General features: G+C 52.0%; 23 protein-coding genes and 1 pseudogene. 9 read left to right on the top strand and 15 right to left on the bottom strand.

All coding sequences use genetic code 11. From position 1 onward, the window contains the following. Positions 1-34 precede the first annotated feature (34 nt). Entirely contained in the window at positions 35-766 is a 732-nt protein-coding gene (locus tag ACOJWD_RS02460; RefSeq protein ID WP_486991639.1) for a hypothetical protein, read from the bottom strand. Positions 767-946: 180 nt separating this feature from the next. Between ACOJWD_RS02460 and ACOJWD_RS02455 the strand changes: the two genes are divergently transcribed. Continuing rightward, positions 947-1,573, top strand: a complete 627-nt coding sequence (locus ACOJWD_RS02455) for an SOS response-associated peptidase (RefSeq protein ID WP_486991638.1) — start codon at positions 947-949, stop codon at positions 1,571-1,573. On the opposite strand, the gene ACOJWD_RS02450 is transcribed toward ACOJWD_RS02455, so the two are convergent. The 4 genes from ACOJWD_RS02450 to ACOJWD_RS02435 form a co-directional block, all read right to left on the bottom strand. Next, positions 1,554-2,018, bottom strand: coding sequence for a low molecular weight protein-tyrosine-phosphatase (locus tag ACOJWD_RS02450; protein WP_486991637.1), 465 nt, complete (start codon positions 2,016-2,018; stop codon positions 1,554-1,556). The genes ACOJWD_RS02455 and ACOJWD_RS02450 overlap by 20 nt on opposite strands. Continuing rightward, a complete protein-coding gene (locus ACOJWD_RS02445; protein ID WP_486991640.1) occupies positions 2,015-2,656 on the bottom strand; it encodes a peptidylprolyl isomerase in 642 nt (213 codons plus the stop codon). The genes ACOJWD_RS02450 and ACOJWD_RS02445 overlap by 4 nt, the downstream gene beginning before the upstream one ends. A 165-nt stretch (positions 2,657-2,821) precedes the next feature. Continuing rightward, positions 2,822-4,033 carry an MFS transporter gene (locus tag ACOJWD_RS02440; protein ID WP_486991636.1) on the bottom strand — a complete coding sequence of 404 codons (1,212 nt, stop codon included), beginning with the start codon at positions 4,031-4,033 and terminating at the stop codon, positions 2,822-2,824. Positions 4,034-4,063: 30 nt separating this feature from the next. Next, positions 4,064-4,669 (bottom strand): hypothetical protein, encoded by a 606-nt coding sequence (locus ACOJWD_RS02435; protein ID WP_486991635.1) that lies wholly within the window; start codon positions 4,667-4,669, stop codon positions 4,064-4,066. Between the two features lie 74 nt (positions 4,670-4,743). Here ACOJWD_RS02435 and ACOJWD_RS02430 point away from each other — a divergent pair, with 74 nt between their 5' ends. Together ACOJWD_RS02430 and ACOJWD_RS02425 are read left to right on the top strand one after the other, a co-directional pair. Continuing rightward, a complete protein-coding gene (locus ACOJWD_RS02430) occupies positions 4,744-5,949 on the top strand; it encodes an MFS transporter (protein ID WP_486991634.1) in 1,206 nt (401 codons plus the stop codon). Positions 5,950-5,978: 29 nt separating this feature from the next. Further along, positions 5,979-6,971, top strand: a complete 993-nt coding sequence (locus ACOJWD_RS02425; protein WP_486991633.1) for an NAD(P)H-quinone oxidoreductase — start codon at positions 5,979-5,981, stop codon at positions 6,969-6,971. On the opposite strand, the gene ACOJWD_RS02420 is transcribed toward ACOJWD_RS02425, so the two are convergent. Both ACOJWD_RS02420 and ACOJWD_RS02415 read right to left on the bottom strand, forming a co-directional pair. Beyond that, a complete protein-coding gene (locus ACOJWD_RS02420; protein ID WP_486991632.1) occupies positions 6,949-7,827 on the bottom strand; it encodes a DHHA1 domain-containing protein in 879 nt (292 codons plus the stop codon). The genes ACOJWD_RS02425 and ACOJWD_RS02420 overlap by 23 nt on opposite strands. Before the next feature lie 88 nt (positions 7,828-7,915). After that, on the bottom strand, positions 7,916-8,197 hold the full coding sequence (locus tag ACOJWD_RS02415; protein ID WP_486991631.1) for a hypothetical protein: 282 nt from the start codon (positions 8,195-8,197) through the stop codon (positions 7,916-7,918). 189 nt (positions 8,198-8,386) lie between these two features. On the opposite strand from ACOJWD_RS02415, the gene ACOJWD_RS02410 reads away from it, so the two are divergent. The 3 genes from ACOJWD_RS02410 to ACOJWD_RS02400 all read left to right on the top strand — a co-directional run bounded on the left by ACOJWD_RS02410 (position 8,387) and on the right by ACOJWD_RS02400 (position 10,349). Further along, the gene (locus ACOJWD_RS02410; RefSeq protein WP_486991630.1) at positions 8,387-9,313 is read left to right on the top strand and encodes a PLP-dependent cysteine synthase family protein; all 927 of its coding nucleotides are present in this window, start codon (positions 8,387-8,389) and stop codon (positions 9,311-9,313) included. A gap of 386 nt (positions 9,314-9,699) precedes the next feature. Further along, a complete protein-coding gene (locus tag ACOJWD_RS02405; RefSeq protein ID WP_486991629.1) occupies positions 9,700-10,056 on the top strand; it encodes a rhodanese-like domain-containing protein in 357 nt (118 codons plus the stop codon). Further along, positions 10,032-10,349: a hypothetical protein gene (locus ACOJWD_RS02400; RefSeq protein WP_486991628.1), complete on the top strand. Its 318-nt coding sequence runs from the start codon at positions 10,032-10,034 to the stop codon at positions 10,347-10,349. The genes ACOJWD_RS02405 and ACOJWD_RS02400 overlap by 25 nt, the downstream gene beginning before the upstream one ends. Here ACOJWD_RS02400 and ACOJWD_RS02395 read toward each other — a convergent pair. Next, positions 10,333-10,947, bottom strand: coding sequence for a hypothetical protein (locus ACOJWD_RS02395; RefSeq protein ID WP_486991627.1), 615 nt, complete (start codon positions 10,945-10,947; stop codon positions 10,333-10,335). The two genes, ACOJWD_RS02400 and ACOJWD_RS02395, sit on opposite strands and share 17 nt — an antisense overlap. Before the next feature lie 2 nt (positions 10,948-10,949). Beyond that, positions 10,950-11,765 (bottom strand): helix-turn-helix domain-containing protein, encoded by an 816-nt coding sequence (locus ACOJWD_RS02390; RefSeq protein WP_486991626.1) that lies wholly within the window; start codon positions 11,763-11,765, stop codon positions 10,950-10,952. 257 nt (positions 11,766-12,022) lie between these two features. On the opposite strand from ACOJWD_RS02390, the gene ACOJWD_RS02385 reads away from it, so the two are divergent. Then, the gene (locus ACOJWD_RS02385) at positions 12,023-12,604 is read left to right on the top strand and encodes a hypothetical protein (protein WP_486991625.1); all 582 of its coding nucleotides are present in this window, start codon (positions 12,023-12,025) and stop codon (positions 12,602-12,604) included. A 56-nt stretch (positions 12,605-12,660) separates the two neighbouring features. After that, positions 12,661-13,998 (top strand): ribosome biogenesis GTPase Der, encoded by a 1,338-nt coding sequence (der, locus tag ACOJWD_RS02380; RefSeq protein ID WP_486991624.1) that lies wholly within the window; start codon positions 12,661-12,663, stop codon positions 13,996-13,998. Positions 13,999-14,032: 34 nt separating this feature from the next. Here the strand turns inward: der and ACOJWD_RS02375 are convergent, their stop codons facing one another. Both ACOJWD_RS02375 and ACOJWD_RS02370 read right to left on the bottom strand, forming a co-directional pair. Next, the gene (locus ACOJWD_RS02375; RefSeq protein WP_486991623.1) at positions 14,033-14,284 is read right to left on the bottom strand and encodes a YceI family protein; all 252 of its coding nucleotides are present in this window, start codon (positions 14,282-14,284) and stop codon (positions 14,033-14,035) included. Further along, entirely contained in the window at positions 14,277-14,498 is a 222-nt protein-coding gene (locus tag ACOJWD_RS02370) for a YceI family protein (RefSeq protein WP_486991622.1), read from the bottom strand. The genes ACOJWD_RS02375 and ACOJWD_RS02370 overlap by 8 nt, the downstream gene beginning before the upstream one ends. Positions 14,499-14,811: 313 nt before the next feature. On the opposite strand from ACOJWD_RS02370, the gene spoIVA reads away from it, so the two are divergent. Then, entirely contained in the window at positions 14,812-16,290 is a 1,479-nt protein-coding gene (gene spoIVA / locus ACOJWD_RS02365) for a stage IV sporulation protein A (RefSeq protein ID WP_486991621.1), read from the top strand. Positions 16,291-16,350: 60 nt separating this feature from the next. On the opposite strand, the gene ACOJWD_RS02360 is transcribed toward spoIVA, so the two are convergent. The 4 genes and pseudogenes from ACOJWD_RS02360 to ACOJWD_RS02345 all read right to left on the bottom strand — a co-directional run. After that, positions 16,351-17,304 carry an ABC transporter permease gene (locus ACOJWD_RS02360; RefSeq protein WP_486991620.1) on the bottom strand — a complete coding sequence of 318 codons (954 nt, stop codon included), beginning with the start codon at positions 17,302-17,304 and terminating at the stop codon, positions 16,351-16,353. Between the two features lie 11 nt (positions 17,305-17,315). After that, positions 17,316-18,206, bottom strand: a complete 891-nt coding sequence (locus ACOJWD_RS02355) for an ABC transporter permease (protein ID WP_486991619.1) — start codon at positions 18,204-18,206, stop codon at positions 17,316-17,318. A gap of 182 nt (positions 18,207-18,388) precedes the next feature. Further along, positions 18,389-19,744: an ABC transporter substrate-binding protein gene (locus tag ACOJWD_RS02350; protein ID WP_486991618.1), complete on the bottom strand. Its 1,356-nt coding sequence runs from the start codon at positions 19,742-19,744 to the stop codon at positions 18,389-18,391. Between the two features lie 233 nt (positions 19,745-19,977). Continuing rightward, a pseudogene (locus ACOJWD_RS02345) lies at positions 19,978-20,637 on the bottom strand (ABC transporter substrate-binding protein); the annotation flags it as partial. Positions 20,638-20,746 lie beyond the last annotated feature (109 nt).

Below are 20,746 nucleotides of genomic sequence, written 5' to 3'. Positions count from 1 at the left end.
TTCCTCTGTATAGCTTTCGCCAATAATCAAATCCTTAGCCATGAGATCTCCTTCGATGCTGATACTGAGTCACGGATTGTTCGTGCAATTTGTCGCCTCGTACATAATTCGCTAGTAAAAACAACTGATACGTACTCAAATTGGTCTTTGAGCTATCGGTGATGACCAGCAATTTGCTGGCCGCAAGCGGCGTCACCAAGGGCAGGTGGTTCACAATGGTGCCAACCAATTTCATTTCGTCCGACGGATCGATTGTACCACTAGGATACCCTAATGTGGCGAGCATGGTGACTGGGGTACGGAGCTTCGGCCAGTTCGGCGAATGATAATAGAGAGCGTTCAGCACCAACATTAAATCGTTTGTTGTCAAAGAAAAATAATGATCGATGGGGATCCTGGTCGCTTCCGTGACTAAATGCGCGTCTTGGTGTGCCGGCGCGTCAGATATGGCCTGGTAGAGAGGCTCCTGTTTGTGGTTTACCGTGACTTGGGTTAAACCCGAAACGGGGATGACTTGTAACACGTGAGTGTCCGAACGAATCACGGTGATGAATCCCAAAAACCCCGGATCCAAGGCGTTTCCCCGCACTGTCACCAATACATTCATCGGCTGTCTGGTGTTAAGAACTAGCACGTGAGAGCGAATTTGTGGATGTGTACTCAATGAGACCCCAATGACGACAGCGCCAATTGCAAACACTACCAATAGGAGAAAGAGATGAATACGACGAAGGCCAGTCCGTTGAGGACGGTCAATCACGCGCATGAAGCTCCTCCTTTGTTCGCGGTGGTCTAGTCGTGTCTGATGGTAGGGTATTCCGAAATCTTACGCAACGGAAAATACTGCCGTTAGTATGCCCAAACATCGTCCGACCGCCATTGCATGACACAAAGACATTGGGACACGGTTATCGTTAGTGTATCATGAATGGCGGGGGGAGTGTCGATGTGCGGACGTTTTGCCCAGTATTGGCCTATAGAGCGCTGGGGCGTACTGGGACCGATTGAGTGGCACGTAGGCGATTTTCAGCCCCAATATAATGTGGCCCCCGGTAGCGCCGTCCTCAGCTTGGTAGCTGACCATAATCGTGTATGGGTTGGGGGGATTATGCATTGGGGTTTAAGAGCAGGAAAGCACATGGTCATAAATGCCCGTTGGGAAACATTGGCGGAGCGCCCAATGTTCTCTCGGGTATTGCCAGGTAGTCGTTGCCTTGTCCCGATGAATGGATACTTTGAGTGGCATCAGGAGTCTCGATTGCCGTACTATTTCACGGCCACCGAGACTGACAGGCCGCTTCTGGTGGCCGCCCTCTATCAGCGATGTCCGGATGGGGTTCGCGTTTGCTTAGTGACGCGCCCGGCCATATACGAAACCCGTCTGATTCATCCCCGAATGCCGCTCATCGTGGACCACGATCAAGCCCATCATTGGCTCAGTCCCGACTTCGACTATGAGGCTCTTCACGATGCATGGTCAAGCCAGCACACGGCATTGCAAGTCTCTGCAGTGTCCAGCTACGTGAATTCACCGCGCCACAATGATGCGGCGGTCATTCAACCTCTTGTTTAATGGCGGTCAACAGTGAGTCGACAGCCGGCAAAATGAGCTGATAGACTTCTTCGAACCGCCCATTTTCATAGGGATCGGGGACATCTCGGCCAATGTGACGATTGGGATGATAGTCGAGCAGCCGACGGATATGAGTCGATTGTTGAGAGCGATGACGGAGGTCATCGAGGTGACCTTGGTCCATTACCAAAATATAATCCCAGGTCACAATCTCGTCGACAGTAATCTGTCGCGACACCAATCCATCTGGAGAAATGCCGTGTTGCTCAAGCACTCGCTGAGTTCCAGGATGGGCCGGTTCGCCGACGTGCCAACCATCGGTTCCGGCAGAGTCCACAAATACTTGGTCAGCGAGTCCGAATTCATTCGCCCGATGGCGAAAGAGGGCTTCCGCCATCGGCGAACGACAAATGTTTCCCGTGCATACAAACAGTATCCGTATCATGATCCAGACGCCGTATCTGGTGTCGTTTGAATCGTGACGGAGGTTATGGAAAAGGGATGAATCGGATAGCTCAGCTCATTGGTCAGAGGATTAGCTTTCACTTTACCGTCTGCAATTTTGAGCACGACGTTCCAGCCCTTAACGACTCTGCCCAATTCGGTGTATTCGGCATTTTGATTCAATTGCTCGCTCTCCGCACCCGTACAGATGAAAAACTGACTGCCATTGGTGTTGTCGCTCGAGGCACTGACGGCCATGGCGACAATGCCGGGTGCATAAGGATAAGGTGGGGGCAATTCGGCATCCCAGGTGTACCCAGGACCTCCAGTACCGTTATTCAGCGGATCACCGGTTTGGATCACAAAACTTTTCAGCACCCGAAAAAATTTGTTGCCAACAAAGAAATGCTGATTAGCCAAAAATACAAAATTGTTGACAGCCACCGGATCTTGATGATTAAAAAGATCCATCACGAACGTTCCAGCTGTTGTGTGTACGGTGGCTTGATAGTCATCTTTTTGGTTGAGTGTCATGGCCGGTGGTGACTTCCAGCGCAATACCTTTGGAGCGCTGGAGGGATTAGGTTTGGTGTGAGTGCCTTGAGCGGATGGGGTTTTGGATACTCCACAACCGGCCACTGCCAAGGCGAGTGCTCCCACGATGACGATCCGATGCAGTTTCAGAAAGGGTCCCTCCTTCAGTGATAAGCCACTGTCGGTACCAATACGACCGGACACCGGCGTGTAACCTACAAATTGACGAATAGCCTCAGGGATTTGCAGCCGAGGGCCACATAGGCTTACCTATTTTACTGAATTTGCGCGCTCAGGTCGAGAGTAACGGCGTAGGCTGGTGCGATGGACACTTATTCCGAGGATGAGAAAAATTAACGATACCGCGCCTACGTCACGCATGCCGTGAGCACGGAAAGCGAGACTGCCAATACCGGATCCGAGAGCTCCTCCTATGAAATAGAACACCATATAAATGGTATTCGATCGCGACCGAGCCTCCGGTAAGAGCGCATAGATCCGCGTTTGATTGGAAATCTGAGCTCCATTGGTAGCCAAGTCGAGAAGCACCACCGTGAATAGGATGATACCCAATAACTGACTGAGCAGTCCTATTAACACAAAGACGATCACCGCTAATCCGAATGCAAAAGTCACGGCTAGGCGGGGATCCCGCCGATCGGCCGAACGGCCAGCGATAGGCGCAATGAGGGCGCCTGCCACACCCGCCAAGCCGAAAAGTCCGATAGTCGTGGAGGGGTAGTGATAGGGCGCTTGCGCTAAACGAAATGTCAAGGTAGTCCAATAAGCGGAAAAGGCTGCAAAAAAACTGGCTCCGGTGAGGGAAACGCGCAGCAGTTCAGGCTCCTGACGCATCAGAGGAATCAGCGATTTCAGCACATCGCCTAGCGATCGGACGGATCGCTGGGGTTGATATTTAGGGAGAACCCAAGGACTCAGAAGGGCCGCTATCAACATCAAGGCGGCAGCGACCAGAAACATAGTGCGCCAGCCAAATGCGCCGCCTACAAAACCTGACAACGTGCGGGCTAGCAGCACACCGACTAAGAGACCGGACATGATGATGCCGACCACGCGGCCTCGATGGGCATTGTCGGACAAGTCGGCCGCCAGCGGGACTAATACCTGAGGGACCACAGAGACCATTCCAGTAATGAAGCTGGCTAATTCGAGCCACCATAGGGTTTGAGCAACACTGACCAGAAGCAGTGCTGCCACACAGGCAAGCAATAATTGTACAACCAGGCGGCGCCTTTCACGGAAGTCGCCAAGAGGCACAAAGACTAATAGTCCGGCCGCATAACCCGCTTGAGTGAGCATGGTCACCCAGCCCAGCGCCGCATGGGGCTTATGAAAGGTCCGAGCCATGAGGTTTAAAAGCGGCTGGTTATAATAAATATTGGCCACCGTAACCCCTGTGATGACGGCCATGACCAGCAACTGGCTGGAACGCAGTCGTGGACGCGAGTTGGAATCGGACACAATGTATCACCGATTACTATGGTACCAGATTTAGGGAGACCACGGAGTCCGCTTGGGAGGGCGCGCGGGCAGTCCTTTGAGGAGTCGGCTTAACACGACTTCGGTATGAGGATAGTGTTTTTCGAGCCACAAAAATGCCTGTCCCACATGCAGCCCGTCTTGGGAAAGCCCCCAGCGCAGGACAAAAACGTGCTTCGGATCGGTGATGCCCAATTCTCGTGCACCTTTTAAAGGAGGATAGCGAAAAACCTCTCCGGGATGCACGCTAATGGCGGGAAGTGAATCGTCAATCAAACATCGAGTCAGCGTGACGCCGTCACTCATGGTGGCAGTTGACAAATCAGTTGTGCGAAAGTCGACGTCTATGAAGTGCACCATTGATAAGTCTACCGACAGTTTTTCGGGAGCGATTGAGCGTACCATTAAGGTATAGGAGAGGCGGAATTTTGATGAGTGGGTCATCTCTTTGAGCCGCATGACATAAGTGCTGAAATCATTGCCGCGGTTTTGAGCAATGGCACTGACGTCAAGTGTTGCCATCAGTAGGCTACCGTTCACGATGATCTGATCCTCGGGTATAATCAGGGGCAACTCCTCAAACCCCTCCACAGTCATATTCAGGGTGATCCCGGCCATTCAGGCACCTCCTATCATCCACAGGATGGTCGTCGGAGATATTTTTATACTGCCAGCTTTGCTACACTGCTGCTATGACCCTCAATGACTATGATCGGAGCATCGGCACCGACACGAATTTTTGGAGAATTATTGTGGCCACCGGATGTGCTGGAATCGGTGATCAGATAGCGCAATTTACCTTTATATGGGCTGCGCTAATGTTTGGGCACGATGGAGGCTACGTGGCCCCCGTCATCTTAGCCTATTCGGTACCATTAGTGCTGTTTATGCTGCTGGGTGGTGCCGTTGGAGCAAAGCGCCCGATCGCGGTGATTATGCTGTCGGGGCTGGGACTGGTTGCGACATCGCTGTTGTTAGGGACCGTACTGCCAGTAAGACCAGCTACACTTATCATTTTGGCGGCCATCACGGGGGTGTTTGATGCTGTCCGCTCTCCGACGGGACAGTCATTAATTGCGCTTTCCGTGACCCCCGATCACTTATATAACGCGAATCGTATTCGTCAGGCGAGGTTTCAAGTGACGCGTTTGGCGGGACCAGTACTGGGTGGCATATTGATTAGTCACGTGGGGGTGCGTCACACATTCCTGGTCGCGTCGCTGATGTATGGTATCGGCTCGATTGGACTCATTCGCACTCGCCTGGCAAGGCCACCAGAGAGTCGCACTCGAGGTATTGACTTTGGGTCGATTGGACGTGCCTGGCGCATCATCCATGGACGGCCCGAAATGCTGTGGATGATGGGGTTCTATGGTTTTTCGAATTTTGCCTGGCTGGGCCCATTACAGGTGGGCGTTCCACGCTTGATACGGATTATTTTTCACGCCGGTCCGACGATGCTGGGGGTAGTCAATGGGGCGTTTGGTGTCGGACTTTTATTAGGTACGGTCGTTGCTGGGCAGGTTGGCCAGCATCCGCGCGCAATTCGCTATATGCTACTTTTCACGGCAGCGAGCGACGTGGTTTTGGGATTGGCCGGGTTGCAGGGGAGTAGCCTCGGAGTGGCGGCGACCTTTTTTGGATCGGGATTGCTCTTTGCCCCAGTGGGTATTTTATTTAATACCTATGTGCAGTCGCGCACGCCGTCAGACGCGATGACGGCGGTGCTCTCGTTTTCCGGTTTGACGTTACAAGGGGTCCAGCCGATCTCCGTCATGGCGAGCGGCCTTTTTGGTACCATAGATCCACGATGGTTATTCTTAGGGGCTGGCGCCATCGCGACTACCACCGATTTGCTAGGCTTTCTATTGCTAGGGCGCCTGATGTCGGGCGTATAAGTTCATGTAGAGAGGGAGAGTGAGTACCGATGAGGGCTGTGGTATTAAGAGAGTTCGGAGGGCCTGAAGTCTTGCAATTTGAAAACGTGCCTGTCCCGACCGTGGGGCCGGACGAAGTGCGCATTAAGGTGCGTGCGACCGCGCTAAATCGCGCTGATTTAGCGGAACGAGAGGGGCACTACCCTCCCCCTGGGAAGCCCCCGGAGTATCAGATACCGGGGCTGGAGTGCAGCGGGGTTGTGGAGGCGGTCGGAGAAAGAGTGATGGATTATGCGATCGGAGATGAAGTCATGGCTCTTTTGCCTGGGGGAGGCTACGCGGAGCTTGTGGTGGTGTCCGAAAGGCTGGTGATGCCGAGACCCCTACCCATATCGGTGGTGCAAGCGGCTGCGATACCAGAAGTATTCTTAACGGCTTTTGATGCCCTATACTTTCGCGGAGGTGCGCGACCAGGGGGGCGTGTGCTAGTGCATGCGGGGGCCTCGGGAGTGGGGTCTGCTGCGATTCAATTAGCTCATCAGGTGGGAATCCAAGTCGCAACCACCGTGGGCTCGCAGATGAAGCTCGAAGCGGTTAGGGCTTTCGGAGCAGACTTAGCGATTAACTATCGCTCTGAGGATTTTCTTCAGGTCGTACGAGATTGGTCAGCTGGCGTGGGAGTGGACGTGGTGCTGGACTTCATTGGAAAGGACTATTTAGCGGATAATCTCAAGGCGTTGGCCGACGATGGCACTTTGGTGTTGATTGGCGCACTGAGTGGATATCAGGCGTCTATAAATCTTGGGATAGTGCAGGCGCGCCGCCTCAAGATCCATGGAACGGCCTTACGATCGCGGCCCATTGAAAACAAGATGGCGTTGGTGCGGGCGTTCACCAAAGAAGCCTTGCCGATGATGGATAGCGGTCGAGTCAAGCCGGTCATTGATAGGACATTTTCGTTTGCGGAGATTGCAGATGCTCACCGATACATGGAGAGCAATCAAAACATCGGCAAGATTGTTATTGAAGTTTCGGGCCGATAGTGACGTGAGAAAGATGGGTAGAGACGTCTTTTAGCAGTGAGGACAACGACTGCGATTCTTTTAGACGACCACCAGCGGCGCGTGCGTGTCCGCCTCCCGAAAAGAGATCCTCCATCAACTGGGCGGCGTTTACGCGCGAGTCGCTGCGAGCGGACAGGCGGCCTTCGGGCTTGACCACGATGACTAACGCCGCTCCCTGTTCTATCAGGGTATGGGAAACGACATTCACAGGACCTTCGTCCTCAAGTGTCACACCATAGATGGGGAAAGGCAATGCTTCTTGATACCGTTCTGCCATGGCGAGATACTTTTTCACATAGGCCTTTTCTTCGCGAATCAGGTGAGCCAGCAGGTCAGCCTCCACGGGTTGAAAAGGGTTAAGTCCTTCTGAGAAACGATTCAAATACCACTCGTAGCCTAGGTGATGAAACAATCGGTTGAGATCTTGGCCGAGGTCGTGCTGAGGTTTCCAAAGATCGTAACGCTCCACCGCGAGAGCCAGTCGATGCTTGGCTGCAGTATTGCGTATCCATCCTTCGTGGAGCACGAAGTCATACATAAGGTGAGCACCAGAACGGGACTGGTCGATGGTGGCGCGGCGATCCGAACCGAGATAAAGGGCGGACTGGTGGTGGTCGAGAAGATGAGTAATTCGCGACGACCAATAGGACCAATCATCCGGTCGGAGAGAGACGTCGGCGAGATATATGGGCTTTTGGTCAGATATCTGATTTAGGCCGTCCGTGACACGATCGGGCTCCACAAATATGGGTTCTAGACCGCACGAGACACCATAGAGCGCAGCCGTGGCTCCGTCTAAGCAATCTTTATGGGTAATCAGCCAACCACGCACCACACAATCCCTCTTTCTTATGCACGAATTAGACGACAGAAGGCATTATACTCCAAATGAAAGGGGAATCCGAATTTGAGGTGAAAGAGCGCTACAGCAAGAGTTCGATACGTTGCGCGTGGATAGTACGTCCATATTGTACGCCATAAACGCGGACCTGTTGACCTGCTTTTAATCCGGTAGAAGCCGAGAAATTTGTGGTGTGATCAGTGACAACGGTCAGGAGACGTCGTCCAGAAAGGTTATCGACGGCCAGATAACGCTGTACGGTACTCACGGACCCAGCACCCGGGGTGGCCGTTCCGCCAACCAAAATGGTGACGCCAAATATAAGAGCTACTGCAAATTGACGCCGTCGACGACCCCCAGCCACCAGCATCACTCCTTTAGGCTCAAGTATTCGCGATTTCTCGAGAGAATCCTGCCCCATGTTCTCGGCGGATAATGATTAATTGTGGCCTTTGCCAGGTGTCGTCCACCTCATTACAATAGACGCTGGGGGGACTGAACCCCAAGGTAACCTAAGATGCGGTGATGCCACATGAGTCGGAGGCTGTCGGAATTGAAAACGTTGACAAACATTTTTGAAGTCGTGGGTGATACGCCGCTAGTGCGTTTAAACCGGATTGGCGGTTCCGAGCGAGAGCGGGTCTTGGTAAAGCTTGAATCCTTGAATCCGGGTGGTTCGATTAAGGATCGGGTGGGTATGGAACTGATACGAGCAGCTGAGAGAGAGGGACGGCTTTCACCAGGGGGCACGGTGGTAGAGGCCACGGCGGGTAATACCGGGATAGCACTCGCTATGGCAGCAGCTGTGTTGGGTTATCGGAGCATTTTTGTGGTGCCAGACAAAATGAGCGCCGACAAGATTGCCATTATGCGCGCCTATGGAGCAGAGGTGCGGATTGTGCAAGATGCACCACGAGAGGATCCGGACAACTATCAGGAGGTGGCCAAGCAAATTGCCCGTGATACCCGAGGCGCGGCCTATATGGGACAATTTGAGAATGTGGCCAATCCCCAAGTGCATTATGACACGACGGGGCCTGAAATATGGTCCGCGACCGACGGACAGGTGGCAGCCGTGGTGGCCGGAATAGGGACGGGCGGAACCATTTCAGGCATCGGACGATTTCTCAAAGAGAAAAATCCCCGAATCCAGGTGATCGCCGCCGATCCTGTCGGCTCGATATTTACGGGACCGGTCGCGCCCTTTGCCATTGAAGGGATGGGCGAGGATTACTATCCTGACACCTTGGACAGCTCTGTTGTCGACCGTTTTGTTGCAGTGAACGATGACGATGCCTTTCATATGAGTCGCGAAATGGCGAGACAGGAGGGAATTTTGGTTGGAGGATCATCGGGGGCGATTCTAACAGTAGCGCTCCGTGAGGCCTCACGGGTGGAGGAGGACGGCTATGTAGTCGCCCTGATGCCAGATACCGGCCGTAATTATCTCGCTAACATTTTTCGGGAATCCTCATCATGATGGACGGATCAGGGCGGACGGGGTGATCTAAAGGTGCCAAGAGAGCTTCGCCTTGGCATTGAAATAGCCAACAACAAGAAAAAATTTCTTTCCGGTCTTGCGTGAAAGAGAAGTATTAGTGATAGCATTTTAGCTGGGAGCCTTTAGTAGCGGATGAGCTCAGGGAATGCTCATTTGGAAGGTGGAAGAGGGTAATAGGGAGAATGCTGAGGCAAATGGTTGCCAGTGATTTTCGCTAAATTCTATGCAGCGTTTAAAGACTCACTTGAGACTGCCTGAATGCACTTTTCGAATAGAGGCAAAGCGTCAGTGACATTGTCCTCGAAAGCCCTATCACAAGTCTCACAAAGCAGTGTTCCGTCATCTGGAAGGACTGAGAAAATGACATGGCCACGATATTAAACTGGTTTAAAGGAAAATCGCAGCCCAAAGTAGAGAAGGTGCCGATTGACATCACGGTGGAAGAACTGCGCGCCGTGCAGCAGGAGAAAGTGATGTGTTACATGGTGGATTTGCGCGACCAGGCGCAATTCCGGTCCGGGCACATCAAAGGATCTCACCTTCTGCCGTATGCTGAACTAAACCGCCGCATGCATGAACTACCCGATGAGGGTCTTATTGTGACCGTGGATAGTTCTCCTCGGCGCGGAAGGCAGGCGGCCAAATTATTGCGGTCGTATACTTACGATGCCAGGAACTTGAAAGGAGGCGTTGGCGCATGGACAGAGAAATTGGTGAAATGAAAACAGATTTAATCGAAATTTATATTGTGCGAGGAATTGGGACTTTAGCTTTGGTGGGGGCGGCGATTTTTTTGATTATGGCAATCCATTCTATCGCCATCTACTTAGCGGCGGCCGGCGTGGCCTTTTGGATCTCAAGCTTAGGCTGGAAGCGTCGCTATGAGAATGTGATAGATGTTGTGCCCGAGGGGTATCGCCCCACAGGAGAAGTCTACGTGAACCCTGGGGCGGGGCACGACGTAGCCGTATATTTTAAGGGAATTCGCCGTATTTATGTTAGGCAGGATTCATAGCACCTTGCCATAGATGAAAAGCCAAGTGTGCTGGGGGCACATTGCCAATAATGGGGGTGTGGCCTGGCATTATTAGGGTTGGTGTAGAGGTGATCGTATGTTGGCGTCCAAGATCAGGAAATTGGTCCGCCTGAATAATGCGGAATCGGAGATGGTCGTTCACATGGGCCATGGTGATCACTAAGTGGGCCATGCGAGCGCACGGGGCACAGGTCGGAGATACAAAAAGGTCAGACCTGAGAGGTCGGGTGATGCTTTTGATGACGGCTTGCACTGATGTGTCCAGGGGGTCTAGGCCGCTATCAATTCCCGACTGAGATTCCATAGCCATGATTAAGGTCTCCAACTCGTAGCCGCTGGGAGTTCCGAGAAATTCGACCGGGCTGGTCTCGTCCCCTCGCATGATGCTTATGGATAACTGAGAGGTGCTGGCGGTTACATAATCTATGATGATGCGAGTCTGTTGAATTTGCAGGGTATCGAGAAGATCCCGAGTGGCAACGACATGCGGATGATTGAGATCCGCACTTGTAATCTGAAGATGTATTGATGGGGACACCGCGGATAGTCGGTTTTGCAATTCTTCTAGCTTTGTCATGGTTATATCTTCCTCTCCTCCGCTTCCGTGCCGTGGTCTCCGTGGAAAGATTCGCACCACGCTTCACTGAGATGGTTATCGGGGTGATAAACCACGACATATAAATCGGGCCGTGAGGGAATGTCGACGGTTTCAATGTGAAACTGCAACGGAGGCTCGTCGGCGCGGGAAATGGTAATGGGTTCGGCGAGCCGAGTCGCCACTGGTTGACTGGGAATATGAAATTGACTTTGCAAGGATTCCCATGATAGTCCCAGCAACGTTTCCAAGGTGGTACGTAAATTGATATTCCATGGTTCTAGGTAAAAAGGCTCCCAGTCCCAAAATAACCGGTTCAATACCCGTTCGGCGGAGTCGGCCGGATAGGCGGTACGAAATTTACCTTCAGGATAGAAATACTGCCACAACCAATTGGTGGTAATATCACCAATCCGCGTAACATCCAGGTCAAAGAGGGTGTGCATAGGTCGATTTTGCAAGCGGATGTACCGACCAATGTCCACGACAGCCACGGGCCATGGGTTATAATACCTCACAATTTGCTCGATGTGGTCGGGAAGCGGCAAGAGCGGTTCGAGATGCGGACGGTACCCAAAGGCATGCAGCCACTGATTCAATTCGCCGGTCATGAGTGGGGTTTCTAATATTTCTCCAAGGCGAATCAGCAGATAGCGATCAATAAAAGCAATATCGCCGTGCTCGAGCCGTGACAAGTGTTTTTGCGAGAGGGGAATACAGGCTGCGGTTTTCGATTGTGACCATCCCTTGGCCGCGCGCAGTTCGCGAAGGCGAGCTCCAAATATTGTGCGGTACGACACAGTATCACTCCGTCTATCATCTCAAGATCATGACGCTATACTTATTAGAGTACAGTGACTGCGGGAAGATGTCATCCAAAAAAATGGATGGCGGCGCGTCCGCCGCCATCGTTGCCGACCTTGGGAGTGGCAAGGTGACGATCCATCCTATGATAAATCCCATAAAATGCCGCGTTGAAGTGGCCCTTTCCTTGAGTTCCATTCGGTCATGCATAAGGGCGGGTCAGATGGGTGACGTTTTAGAGGGAGGGATGACGATGCTGCTCCTTTGGGCGATGAGTCTGTGGGGTGCTGCCATTGTGCTCATGGCTACCGGGTATGGAGCCCGCGAATTTAAAAAATACGGACTAGAGTCCTTAACGTTGATTGCGATGGCGTCGATGGTCTGGGTTTTAGGATGGTGGACCGCATCGACTGGGTTATCGGGAATCCGCATCAATCTAGGACTGTTGTTGCTCTTCACCTTCGCACTGGGACTGAACGTCTTCTGCGGAAACTTGCGCTGGTGGTATACTACTTTGTTATTGGCCGTCTTGGGCGCCATTATTCGACTTTATGCGCCGGTTGCCACCCATCAAGCCGAGGTGATGCCGGTGGCAACTATCGAGGCGGTGGGCCTCGGAATGGCCGCAGCTATCGGACTGGGTGAAGCCTTCCCTGGGGCCGTTGTCGCTTCAAGCGCCGAGGGTGTGACGGCTTTGATCATAGCCGGCTATCATCCGTTAAAACATGACTTGGGGCGTTACGATATTGCCATGCTAATAATTTGTGCCTTGAGCGCTTGGGTGGTTGGCTGGGCATTCTTTTCCATTAAGCGCCGCTTTCAGCGCTTTGCTTGACCAATAGCGCACCAGCCTTCATAATTTCCCAATAGACTAGTTAGGTAGGTGGCATTGTGGCAGTGGTGGCTTTGGTGGGGCGGCCGAATGTGGGGAAGTCGGCACTTTTTAATCGCTTGACAGTAACCCGGCGCGCGATTGTAGAGGATTTCGAAGGCGTCACCCGTGATCGGCTCTATGAGGCGACAGATTGGAATGGAGTACCCTTTACCGTAATTGACACTGGTGGTATCTGGGAGGATCAAGAAGAGTCTCTTTTAACGATGACTCGGGCGCAAACGGAGCTCGCCATTGGAGAAGCTGACGTATTGGTGTTGGTCGTAGATGGGATGGCGGGGATGACCACCGCTGATGATGATGTGGCACGCTTGTTACGGCATACCAAAAAACCGGTATTGGTTGCGGTGAACAAGACGGAGAGCAAATATGCGGATGTGACCTCTTTTTACAATCTTGGTTTGGGACAACCTTACGCCGTATCGGCAATGCATGGTGAAGGCATAGGGGACCTGCTGGATGCAATCGTCGAACACCTGCCGAAAGAAGAGGACTTGTCTGATGATGAAGACACCAGTGCTCCTATTCGGGTGGCCCTAGCGGGGCGGCCTAATGTCGGTAAATCCTCGCTACTCAATTGGTTCTCCGGAGAAGAACGGACCTTGGTGACCCCGATTGCGGGAACGACCCGTGATGTCGTGGATACGTTAATCCAACATCATGATCGGCAATATCTCTTTCTTGATACCGCGGGTCTGCGGCGCCCCAATCGCATCGAGGAGAAATTAGAGGCGAAAACGGTACAACGGTCATTAGAGGCCATTCGCAATGCGGAAGTGGTGCTTTTAGTGCTGAATGCCCAAGAGGGGATTTCTGGTCAAGACCAACGTATTGCGGGACAAATTGAAAACAATAAAAAGGCGACTGTCATCTTGCTCAACAAAGGGGATCTGGTGAAGGGAACAACTATTCCATTGCAAGAGCGAATTCGCGAGCAATTAAAGTTTTTACCTTACGCCACCGTCCTTCCGATTTCCGCTTTTACGCAGTGGCGCTTAGATGAAATTTGGCCTGCCATTGACGAAGCGTATGCGTCCTATACCATGCGTATTACTACGCATCAAATTAACCGTGTCATCGATATGGCTGTGCATCTTAATCCTCCGCCTAGCCATAAGGGGCGACAATTGAAAGTCTACTATGCGACCCAGGTTTCTATTCGCCCGCCGCATTTCGTCCTATTTGTGAATGACCCTGAACTGTTGCATTTTAGTTATGAGCGGTATCTTGAGCACCGTGTGCGTGAGGCATTTGGTTTCCACGGGAGCCCTATCCGTATTACGCTACGTGCCCGGACCCGTACCGAACGCACACCATCTCAAAAGGGGCCCGCGTAGGGTCCCCTCTCTTACCAAAGAAGAGACGCTGTGCTTATTGTTTGATGGCTTCAAGTTCCAAGTGAACATAGACGTGATTGCCCACCATCACTCCGCCTTTTTCAAGCACCTGATTCCAATTGACGTTGAAGTCCTTGCGGTTGATGCGCGTCGTATCCTCAAAACCTGCCCGGGTACCGCCCCGTGGATCTGTGCTTACACCAAGAAATTCTCCTTTGACAGACATATCTTTAGTGACGCCGCGTAGGGTGACTGGTCCATGGGCGGTATATGTTGTGTCATCCATAGGCTCTAGACGGGTAGTGTGACATCACATGGTCGGAAACGACGCTTATATCAAAAACGTCCCTCGTTTGCAAATGATTATTGCGCTCCGGTCGACCCGTTTGTACGCTCTCCATTTGCACGGTGACTTCGGCTTGCGCGCTCATTAAGTCGGCGGGGTCGGCAATGATGTTTGCTGCAGAGTGGGTGAAACTTCCACGAACCTTAGATACCACGTGTCTGACGGTACTTCTGTCGTAGAATGGGCTGCATCGAAAATCCAGGTTCCCTGATTCTCTGACATGATTAAGCGACTCCTTGCATCACTTAACTAGGGAGACATTCTCCATAAATGATCGATTACTGGGTTGTACTATAGAATATGAACTTACTTTAGGAACGATTTATATAGTGTGCGCAAATTTGCTTGCCAAAGGTTGGCATTATCGGCCCCGCAATTTCATATCTTGCTACTGTCATTCATAGGGTGATCCCGGGACAGGCGAGGACCGGCGCCAACCCTGGTAGACGAGGGAGGGAACCGACAGGATGGAGAAGTTTGATTTGTTTAAGGATTTGGCCGAGCGAACCGGAGGAGATGTATATATTGGGGTCGTAGGACCGGTCCGTACCGGCAAGTCCACGTTCATTAAGCGCTTTATGGAGCGCATGATCCTTCCGGCCATTGACGATCCGAATGAGCGGGAACGCGCTGTGGATTCGCTGCCACAAAGTGGAACGGGGCGGACCATTATGACCACCGAGCCGAAGTTTATACCAGACGATGGCGTAGAAATCGCGCTTAATGACGCGATCTCATTTCGCGCCCGTCTAGTGGACTGTGTAGGGTACGGTGTGGATGGTGCCTTGGGATATACCGAGGATGAGGGAGAGCGCATGGTTCACACGCCCTGGTCCGATGACCCGATGCCGTTTGAAGAAGCCGCCGAAATTGGGACTCGCAAGGTGATCCAAGACCACTCCACGATTGGCGTGGTGGTCACCACGGACGGATCGTTTGGTGATCTCCCTCGGCCAGCATATGCCGATGCCGAGGAACGAGTCGTGGCGGAATTGAAGGAGTTGGAGAAGCCCTTTGTGGTTGTGCTCAATACCGCCTATCCAGCGGCGGAGGAAACCCTGCTGTTGGCGGAGGAGCTCAGTACGAGCTACGATGTCCCGGTTCTGCCGCTAAACTGTCAAGAGTTACGGCAGGAAGATATCGTGCAGTTGATGGAGCAAGTGCTGTACGAATTTCCGGTGAGTGAGATCAATTTTCAACTGGTTGACTGGGTCGAGGCATTACCCACGACCCATTGGCTGCGTCGCCAGGTTGATCTGGCCACGGAGGAAGAACGCATGAATATTCATCGTCTACGCGACGTAGGAAGCGCTGTGGACACACTTTCCAGCTTTGACTTTATGCAAGATGTTCATTTAGCCCACATGGACCTTGGTACGGGTCAGGCAGAAATTCTGCTGGCTGCCAAAGATGACCTTTATTATCGTGTATTAGGCGAACTGGCGGACCGTCACGTCGCCACTCGGGGGGATGTAGTAAAGCTATGGCGTGAGTATGTGGTCGCTCAGCGTGAATGGGATAAGGTCGAAGAGGCGGTGCAAGAGGTCCGAGCGACAGGATATGGTATGGTGGCACCGACGCTGGACGAACTCAACCTGGCGGAGCCAGAACCGATTCGTCGAGGAGCCCAATTCGGGGTGCGACTAAAGGCGACAGCTCCTTCGATTCACATGATTCGCGCGGATATTGAAACCGAAATTACCCCGATCATTGGTACTGAGCGCCAAGCTGATGAGTTAGTGCAATACCTCATGGAGCAGTTCGAAGATGACCCAAAGCGACTTTGGGAAACCAACTTGTTTGGAAAATCCCTCCATGATCTGGTCCGTGAAAGTATTCAGTCGAAGCTCTTTAAAATGCCCGACAATGCACAGGAAAAGTTACAGGAAACGCTTACTCGCATCATCAATGAAGGGTCGGGCGGGCTCATTTGCATCATTATCTAGCGTAGAGAACGGAAGAACGCCCGGGGTCATATGCCCCGGGCGTTCTTGGCTGCATAAAAGCTAGTTATATGAAATCCGCGGGTCGACCAATCCATACAACAGGTCCGCGACCAAGTTTCCTAGGATAGTAATCGTCCCTAAGAAGACAATGACGGCTAAAAGCACGGGATAGTCGCGATCATTAGCGGCATTCCAATACAAAAGACCCATCCCTGGATAATTGAAGATTTCTTCCAACACCAAAGCTCCTCCAAAGAGAGCTGGTATGGAAAGGCCGAAAAGGGTAATCAAGGGGAGCACCGAATTGCGTAACGTGTGCACAAAGAGCACGCGAAATTCTCCCGCGCCTTTCGAGCGTGCGGTGCGGACATAGTCTTGCACCAGGGTTTCGCGCATGGACGAGCGCATATATCGCGCCCAGCCTGCGACGGTGCCAATCATCAGCGTCAGAGAAGGCAGCACTAAATGGTACACGTACGACCAGAATCCAGGATCCGGATTTGCCGGATTGGTGATGCCGCCAGAGGGAAACCATCCGAGAGTAATAGCGAACAGTTCAATCACCAAAATACCCAACCAGAATGTCGGCATCGCATAGAAGAAATATGTCACGACGGTCAGTGTCTGGTCGAGCCAACTGTCGGCGTAATAAGCCTGTAATGTGCCCAACAAAATGGCGAACAAGTGTGCGAACATGACAGCCATTGCGACTAAGACTAGAGTATGCGGTAAAGCTGCCCAAATGAGGCTGAACACGGGCTTCTCGTATACATAAGAGTATTCGAAGTTGCCGTGAAGTGCATTCCATAGCCATATTAGATACTGGACCACAAGTGGCTTATTAAGCCCCAAGTTCTTCGTCAGGATGGCGGCACGATATGCGGTATAACGTTGCCCCAAGAGGAGTCGCACAGGATTGCCTGGCACAATGTGCAATAGGACAAAACTCACAATACTGACGCCCAAAAGGCTGGGAATTGCTTCAAGGATACGGCGAATAACATATCGACCCATCTGTGCACCTCCTACATCATACGGGGGTCAAACGCTTGGCGTAGACCGTCACCGACGAAGTTAATGGAAAGTTCAGCTAATAGAATGGCAAGACCAGGCGGATAAATCAGCCACCAACTGTTTTGATACATATAACTCATGGCGGTTGATAAATCAGACCCCCAGTTGGGCGCCGGTGGGGGAAGTCCTAATCCCAAGAAACTCAGCGTCGCGATGGTCAAAATTGCGTCCGCTACCGAAAAGGTAGCAGCCACCAACACGGTACCTAAAAAGTTGGGAAAGAGATACTGGAGCATTATGCGCCAGGTCCCTGCGCCTACCGCATAAGCCGCCTCAACATAGGTACGGGTTTTGATACTCAGAACCTCCGCTCGCACTAGACGGGCAACACCTAACCAGGATGTAGAGGCCAAAATAATGACCATCAAAAACACATTCGGTTGAAACACCGCGTCTAAAAATAGCAAGATGAAAAGCGAGGGAATCGATAGGATAATGTCCACGATACGCATTAACACCGTATCCATCCAGCGTCCCGACATGGCGGACGTCATACCATAGAGTGTACCAAAGGCCATGGACATAATCGCAGCCGCAAACCCCACAATAAGCGCCGACTGTCCACCCACCATGAGACGAGAAAGTTCATTACGCCCTAATCCGTCAGTTCCTAACGGGAACTGCGCATTCGGTGGTTGAAGAATGTGAGTGAGATTGGGAGTGATAGGACTGACGCGATAGATCATCGGCCCAACAAACGATAGCAGGACCAAAAAGGCTAGACCGGCGATACCGGCAATCGTAAGTGGGTTCTTCCAAAACCTGCGCCAAACGCGTCCTTGATAATTATAGGTCACATCTTGAAGACCGGCTTCTTCTTCCACCACAGCTGGATTTTGCATCAATCCGCCTCCTTCCTTAGTAGTAATAACTGCTGTTCAGAATTGTGGACCATCAGGAAGACGGTATTCGTGAAATCAGCGTATATATGGCCTATGGCCCGTCAAAGCATTGTCCAAATTCATAAGCCAATGGTTCGACATCTCGCGCCCATAATCCTGCTAACCAGAATATTTTATCATGCTTAGGGGTGCTTTTTACCCCCCGTTTTATGGCGATTTTGGGAACTGAGAATACGCCAGTGTTGAACACCTGCAAACGGAACCCAATTGTTAGGAGAGAAGTCTGCCAGTGCTCTTGAGTGATACCAATATTCATATGGGCGGATGAGGGGAACCGAATTAGACTGGTCAAGACCAGCAGTGGCCGGGACTAACTTGAGAGTGATGACATTGCCAGACAACGGGGCGGTGGGTTGAGACAGGTCTACGGTGAGACCCGCCCGGCGCCACTGAGCAGCGAGCCGGCGGCTGAGCCGCCCGGCGGCGGGCGATGGAGGTGTGAGAAGTGATAGCGTGAGTGGCACCCCCGCTGCACTCACCCACTTTGACGTCACGTCATGATATCCTGATCGTCGCAGCGTCCCCGATAGTGAAATGGAGGGAGCGCGGGACATGAGGGAAATGCCTCCCAGGTGCGGAAAGTCGGTGGCCTGTTCAACGATAGACTTGATGAATTCAGTCTTTCCCGAGCGAACGATTAATACCCACTTCACGTCTGCGGGAGTTCTTATCACCCCATAGTTCAAATGGGGTGATAAGGCTATGGCGGTCGCCGCTAGTGTGACGTTTTTGTCCCGGATCGCTGTGCTAGGTGAATCATTCCATTGCCAGCGTAAATACTTTACCTTGGGAGCGCCTAAATCGTAATGGGGATTAGCTTCAAAGCGCATCCCCGCCTTAGTAATGTGTATTGGACGATAGGGCCCGTTACCTACAGCGTCGCGAATTTTATTGAGAAAGTCCGACTTCACCACCCGCTTGGGATTCAGCCGACCGAATAAGAAGCTCGGAAGAATCCATAACCGTCCCCGAGGAGATAGCACGGTCGATAAAAATCCGGCATCAGAATGGGACAACGTGATTTGCACTTTGGTGGCTGAGATTTCCCGAACCGAGGTGACGTCGCGTAACTCATGAGCGCGAAAGTGTCCGTTCGCTGAATTGCGATAAAATGTCAAACTCCATACCACGTTGGCTGCGGTAACCGGTCTGCCCGTCCACCACTTAGCATAGGGGTTGAGACTGCACTCATAGACGGTATCATGGTCGCTCACTGACCAACTCTTGGCCAACAGCGGGGCGATGGTGCCATTGGCGTTTAGGGTGACTAGGGTCTCATAGACCATTTGACTATAGAGATTATTGCTTAGACCAGTTTCTGTAATGGGGTTGACATTGGTGACGGGATTGGTCGCGACGGTAATGGCCGTGTTATAGACGTAGCGACTATGGGCGAGAGTGGGGGCTCCACACCCGGTGAGCATGCCTAGAAGTGCGGATGCCCACAATGCCGTAGCGATTTTTTTGATGCTTCTCATAGGCTCTCCCTGTGATTTAAATGCCGTACATGTGATGCGTGTCGCTTTCGCGGTGGACCCGGTCCTCTCTATGGTACGAGCCAGCATTGGAGGTGTCAAAGGCAAAGTTCTCTCCTCTTGGGAGAAAATTAGTCTCATGGCAGGATTTGGAGTAATCCGCACGATAATGAACAACACGAGCTTCAGGATAAACCTGAAGCTCGTGAGCCATCATGGAACTGTTGCGACGATAGCTATTTGGCAATCCACCAGTACTGGTATTGCGGCTGACTCGTGACGGGGTTGGAGTAGGTCTTGACACCGTGCACATTGTTTGCCACCACATTGATGGTACCGTAATCGTTCTGCCAGAGAACTGGAAGATCTTTGGCCGTATAGGTTTCCCATTGAAAGAGTTCTTGCAGTCCTTGTTGAGCACTAGGGGCTGGTTTCGACGTTTCGGTAATGAGGGAATTTTCTTCCGCATTGTTATAACCGAAGTTGTCTAACCCACCTGGTTGAAACACGCCATTACCACTGGGATACGAACCACCCCAGTCAATGCCTTGACCGCCAGCGGCTCCCCATTGAGCAGCGTCAGATGGTGTGGAAATCACGCCTTCGAGGGAGGCAAACGGTTCGGACTTCAATGTGACAACGACGCCGATACTCTTCCATTCGGATTGAATAAGCGCCATGTTTTCATCAGTTGAGGTGGAGCCGCCCGAATATAGCAGAGTGAAGTCCAGCTTTACGCCGTTCTTGGTCATGATGCCATTTTGCTCTGTCCACCCATGCGAGGTCAGCAGTTTTTTGGCCGCCGTTGGGTTATAAGGATAGAGCGCTTTATCTAGTGCTGGAGCAAAAAATGAGGTCTTGGGCGGATTCGAGATCGGCCCATATGATGCCGGAGCAGTATCGTGATAGGAGCTTTTTGCGTTGTGCTAAAGACCGCATTCTGATTGGGGTTGAAGCTTGGGCTGAAAAACTTTACCCCAATCGTGCACGGAATCATGCGCCTTG

Source organism: Sulfobacillus sp. TH-112 (genome assembly GCF_057473405.1).
This window is presented reverse-complemented; position numbering and strand designations above follow the sequence as displayed.

Bases quoted from the DNA above. Each gene is read 5' to 3' on its own strand.
- ACOJWD_RS02460 (WP_486991639.1), bottom strand. From the start codon at position 766: ATGCGCGTGATTGACCGTCCTCAACGGACTGGCCTTCGTCGTATTCAT.
- ACOJWD_RS02385 (WP_486991625.1), top strand. From the start codon at position 12,023: ATGCTGCTCCTTTGGGCGATGAGTCTGTGGGGTGCTGCCATTGTGCTC.
- ACOJWD_RS02435 (WP_486991635.1), bottom strand. From the start codon at position 4,669: ATGGCCGGGATCACCCTGAATATGACTGTGGAGGGGTTTGAGGAGTTG.
- ACOJWD_RS02405 (WP_486991629.1), top strand. From the start codon at position 9,700: ATGGCCACGATATTAAACTGGTTTAAAGGAAAATCGCAGCCCAAAGTA.
- ACOJWD_RS02430 (WP_486991634.1), top strand. From the start codon at position 4,744: ATGACCCTCAATGACTATGATCGGAGCATCGGCACCGACACGAATTTT.
- ACOJWD_RS02395 (WP_486991627.1), bottom strand. From the start codon at position 10,947: ATGACAAAGCTAGAAGAATTGCAAAACCGACTATCCGCGGTGTCCCCA.
- ACOJWD_RS02450 (WP_486991637.1), bottom strand. From the start codon at position 2,018: ATGATACGGATACTGTTTGTATGCACGGGAAACATTTGTCGTTCGCCG.
- ACOJWD_RS02375 (WP_486991623.1), bottom strand. From the start codon at position 14,284: ATGGATGACACAACATATACCGCCCATGGACCAGTCACCCTACGCGGC.
- ACOJWD_RS02355 (WP_486991619.1), bottom strand. From the start codon at position 18,206: ATGCAAAATCCAGCTGTGGTGGAAGAAGAAGCCGGTCTTCAAGATGTG.
- ACOJWD_RS02425 (WP_486991633.1), top strand. From the start codon at position 5,979: ATGAGGGCTGTGGTATTAAGAGAGTTCGGAGGGCCTGAAGTCTTGCAA.
- ACOJWD_RS02455 (WP_486991638.1), top strand. From the start codon at position 947: ATGTGCGGACGTTTTGCCCAGTATTGGCCTATAGAGCGCTGGGGCGTA.
- ACOJWD_RS02400 (WP_486991628.1), top strand. From the start codon at position 10,032: ATGGACAGAGAAATTGGTGAAATGAAAACAGATTTAATCGAAATTTAT.
- ACOJWD_RS02350 (WP_486991618.1), bottom strand. From the start codon at position 19,744: ATGAGAAGCATCAAAAAAATCGCTACGGCATTGTGGGCATCCGCACTT.
- spoIVA (WP_486991621.1), top strand. From the start codon at position 14,812: ATGGAGAAGTTTGATTTGTTTAAGGATTTGGCCGAGCGAACCGGAGGA.
- ACOJWD_RS02360 (WP_486991620.1), bottom strand. From the start codon at position 17,304: ATGGGTCGATATGTTATTCGCCGTATCCTTGAAGCAATTCCCAGCCTT.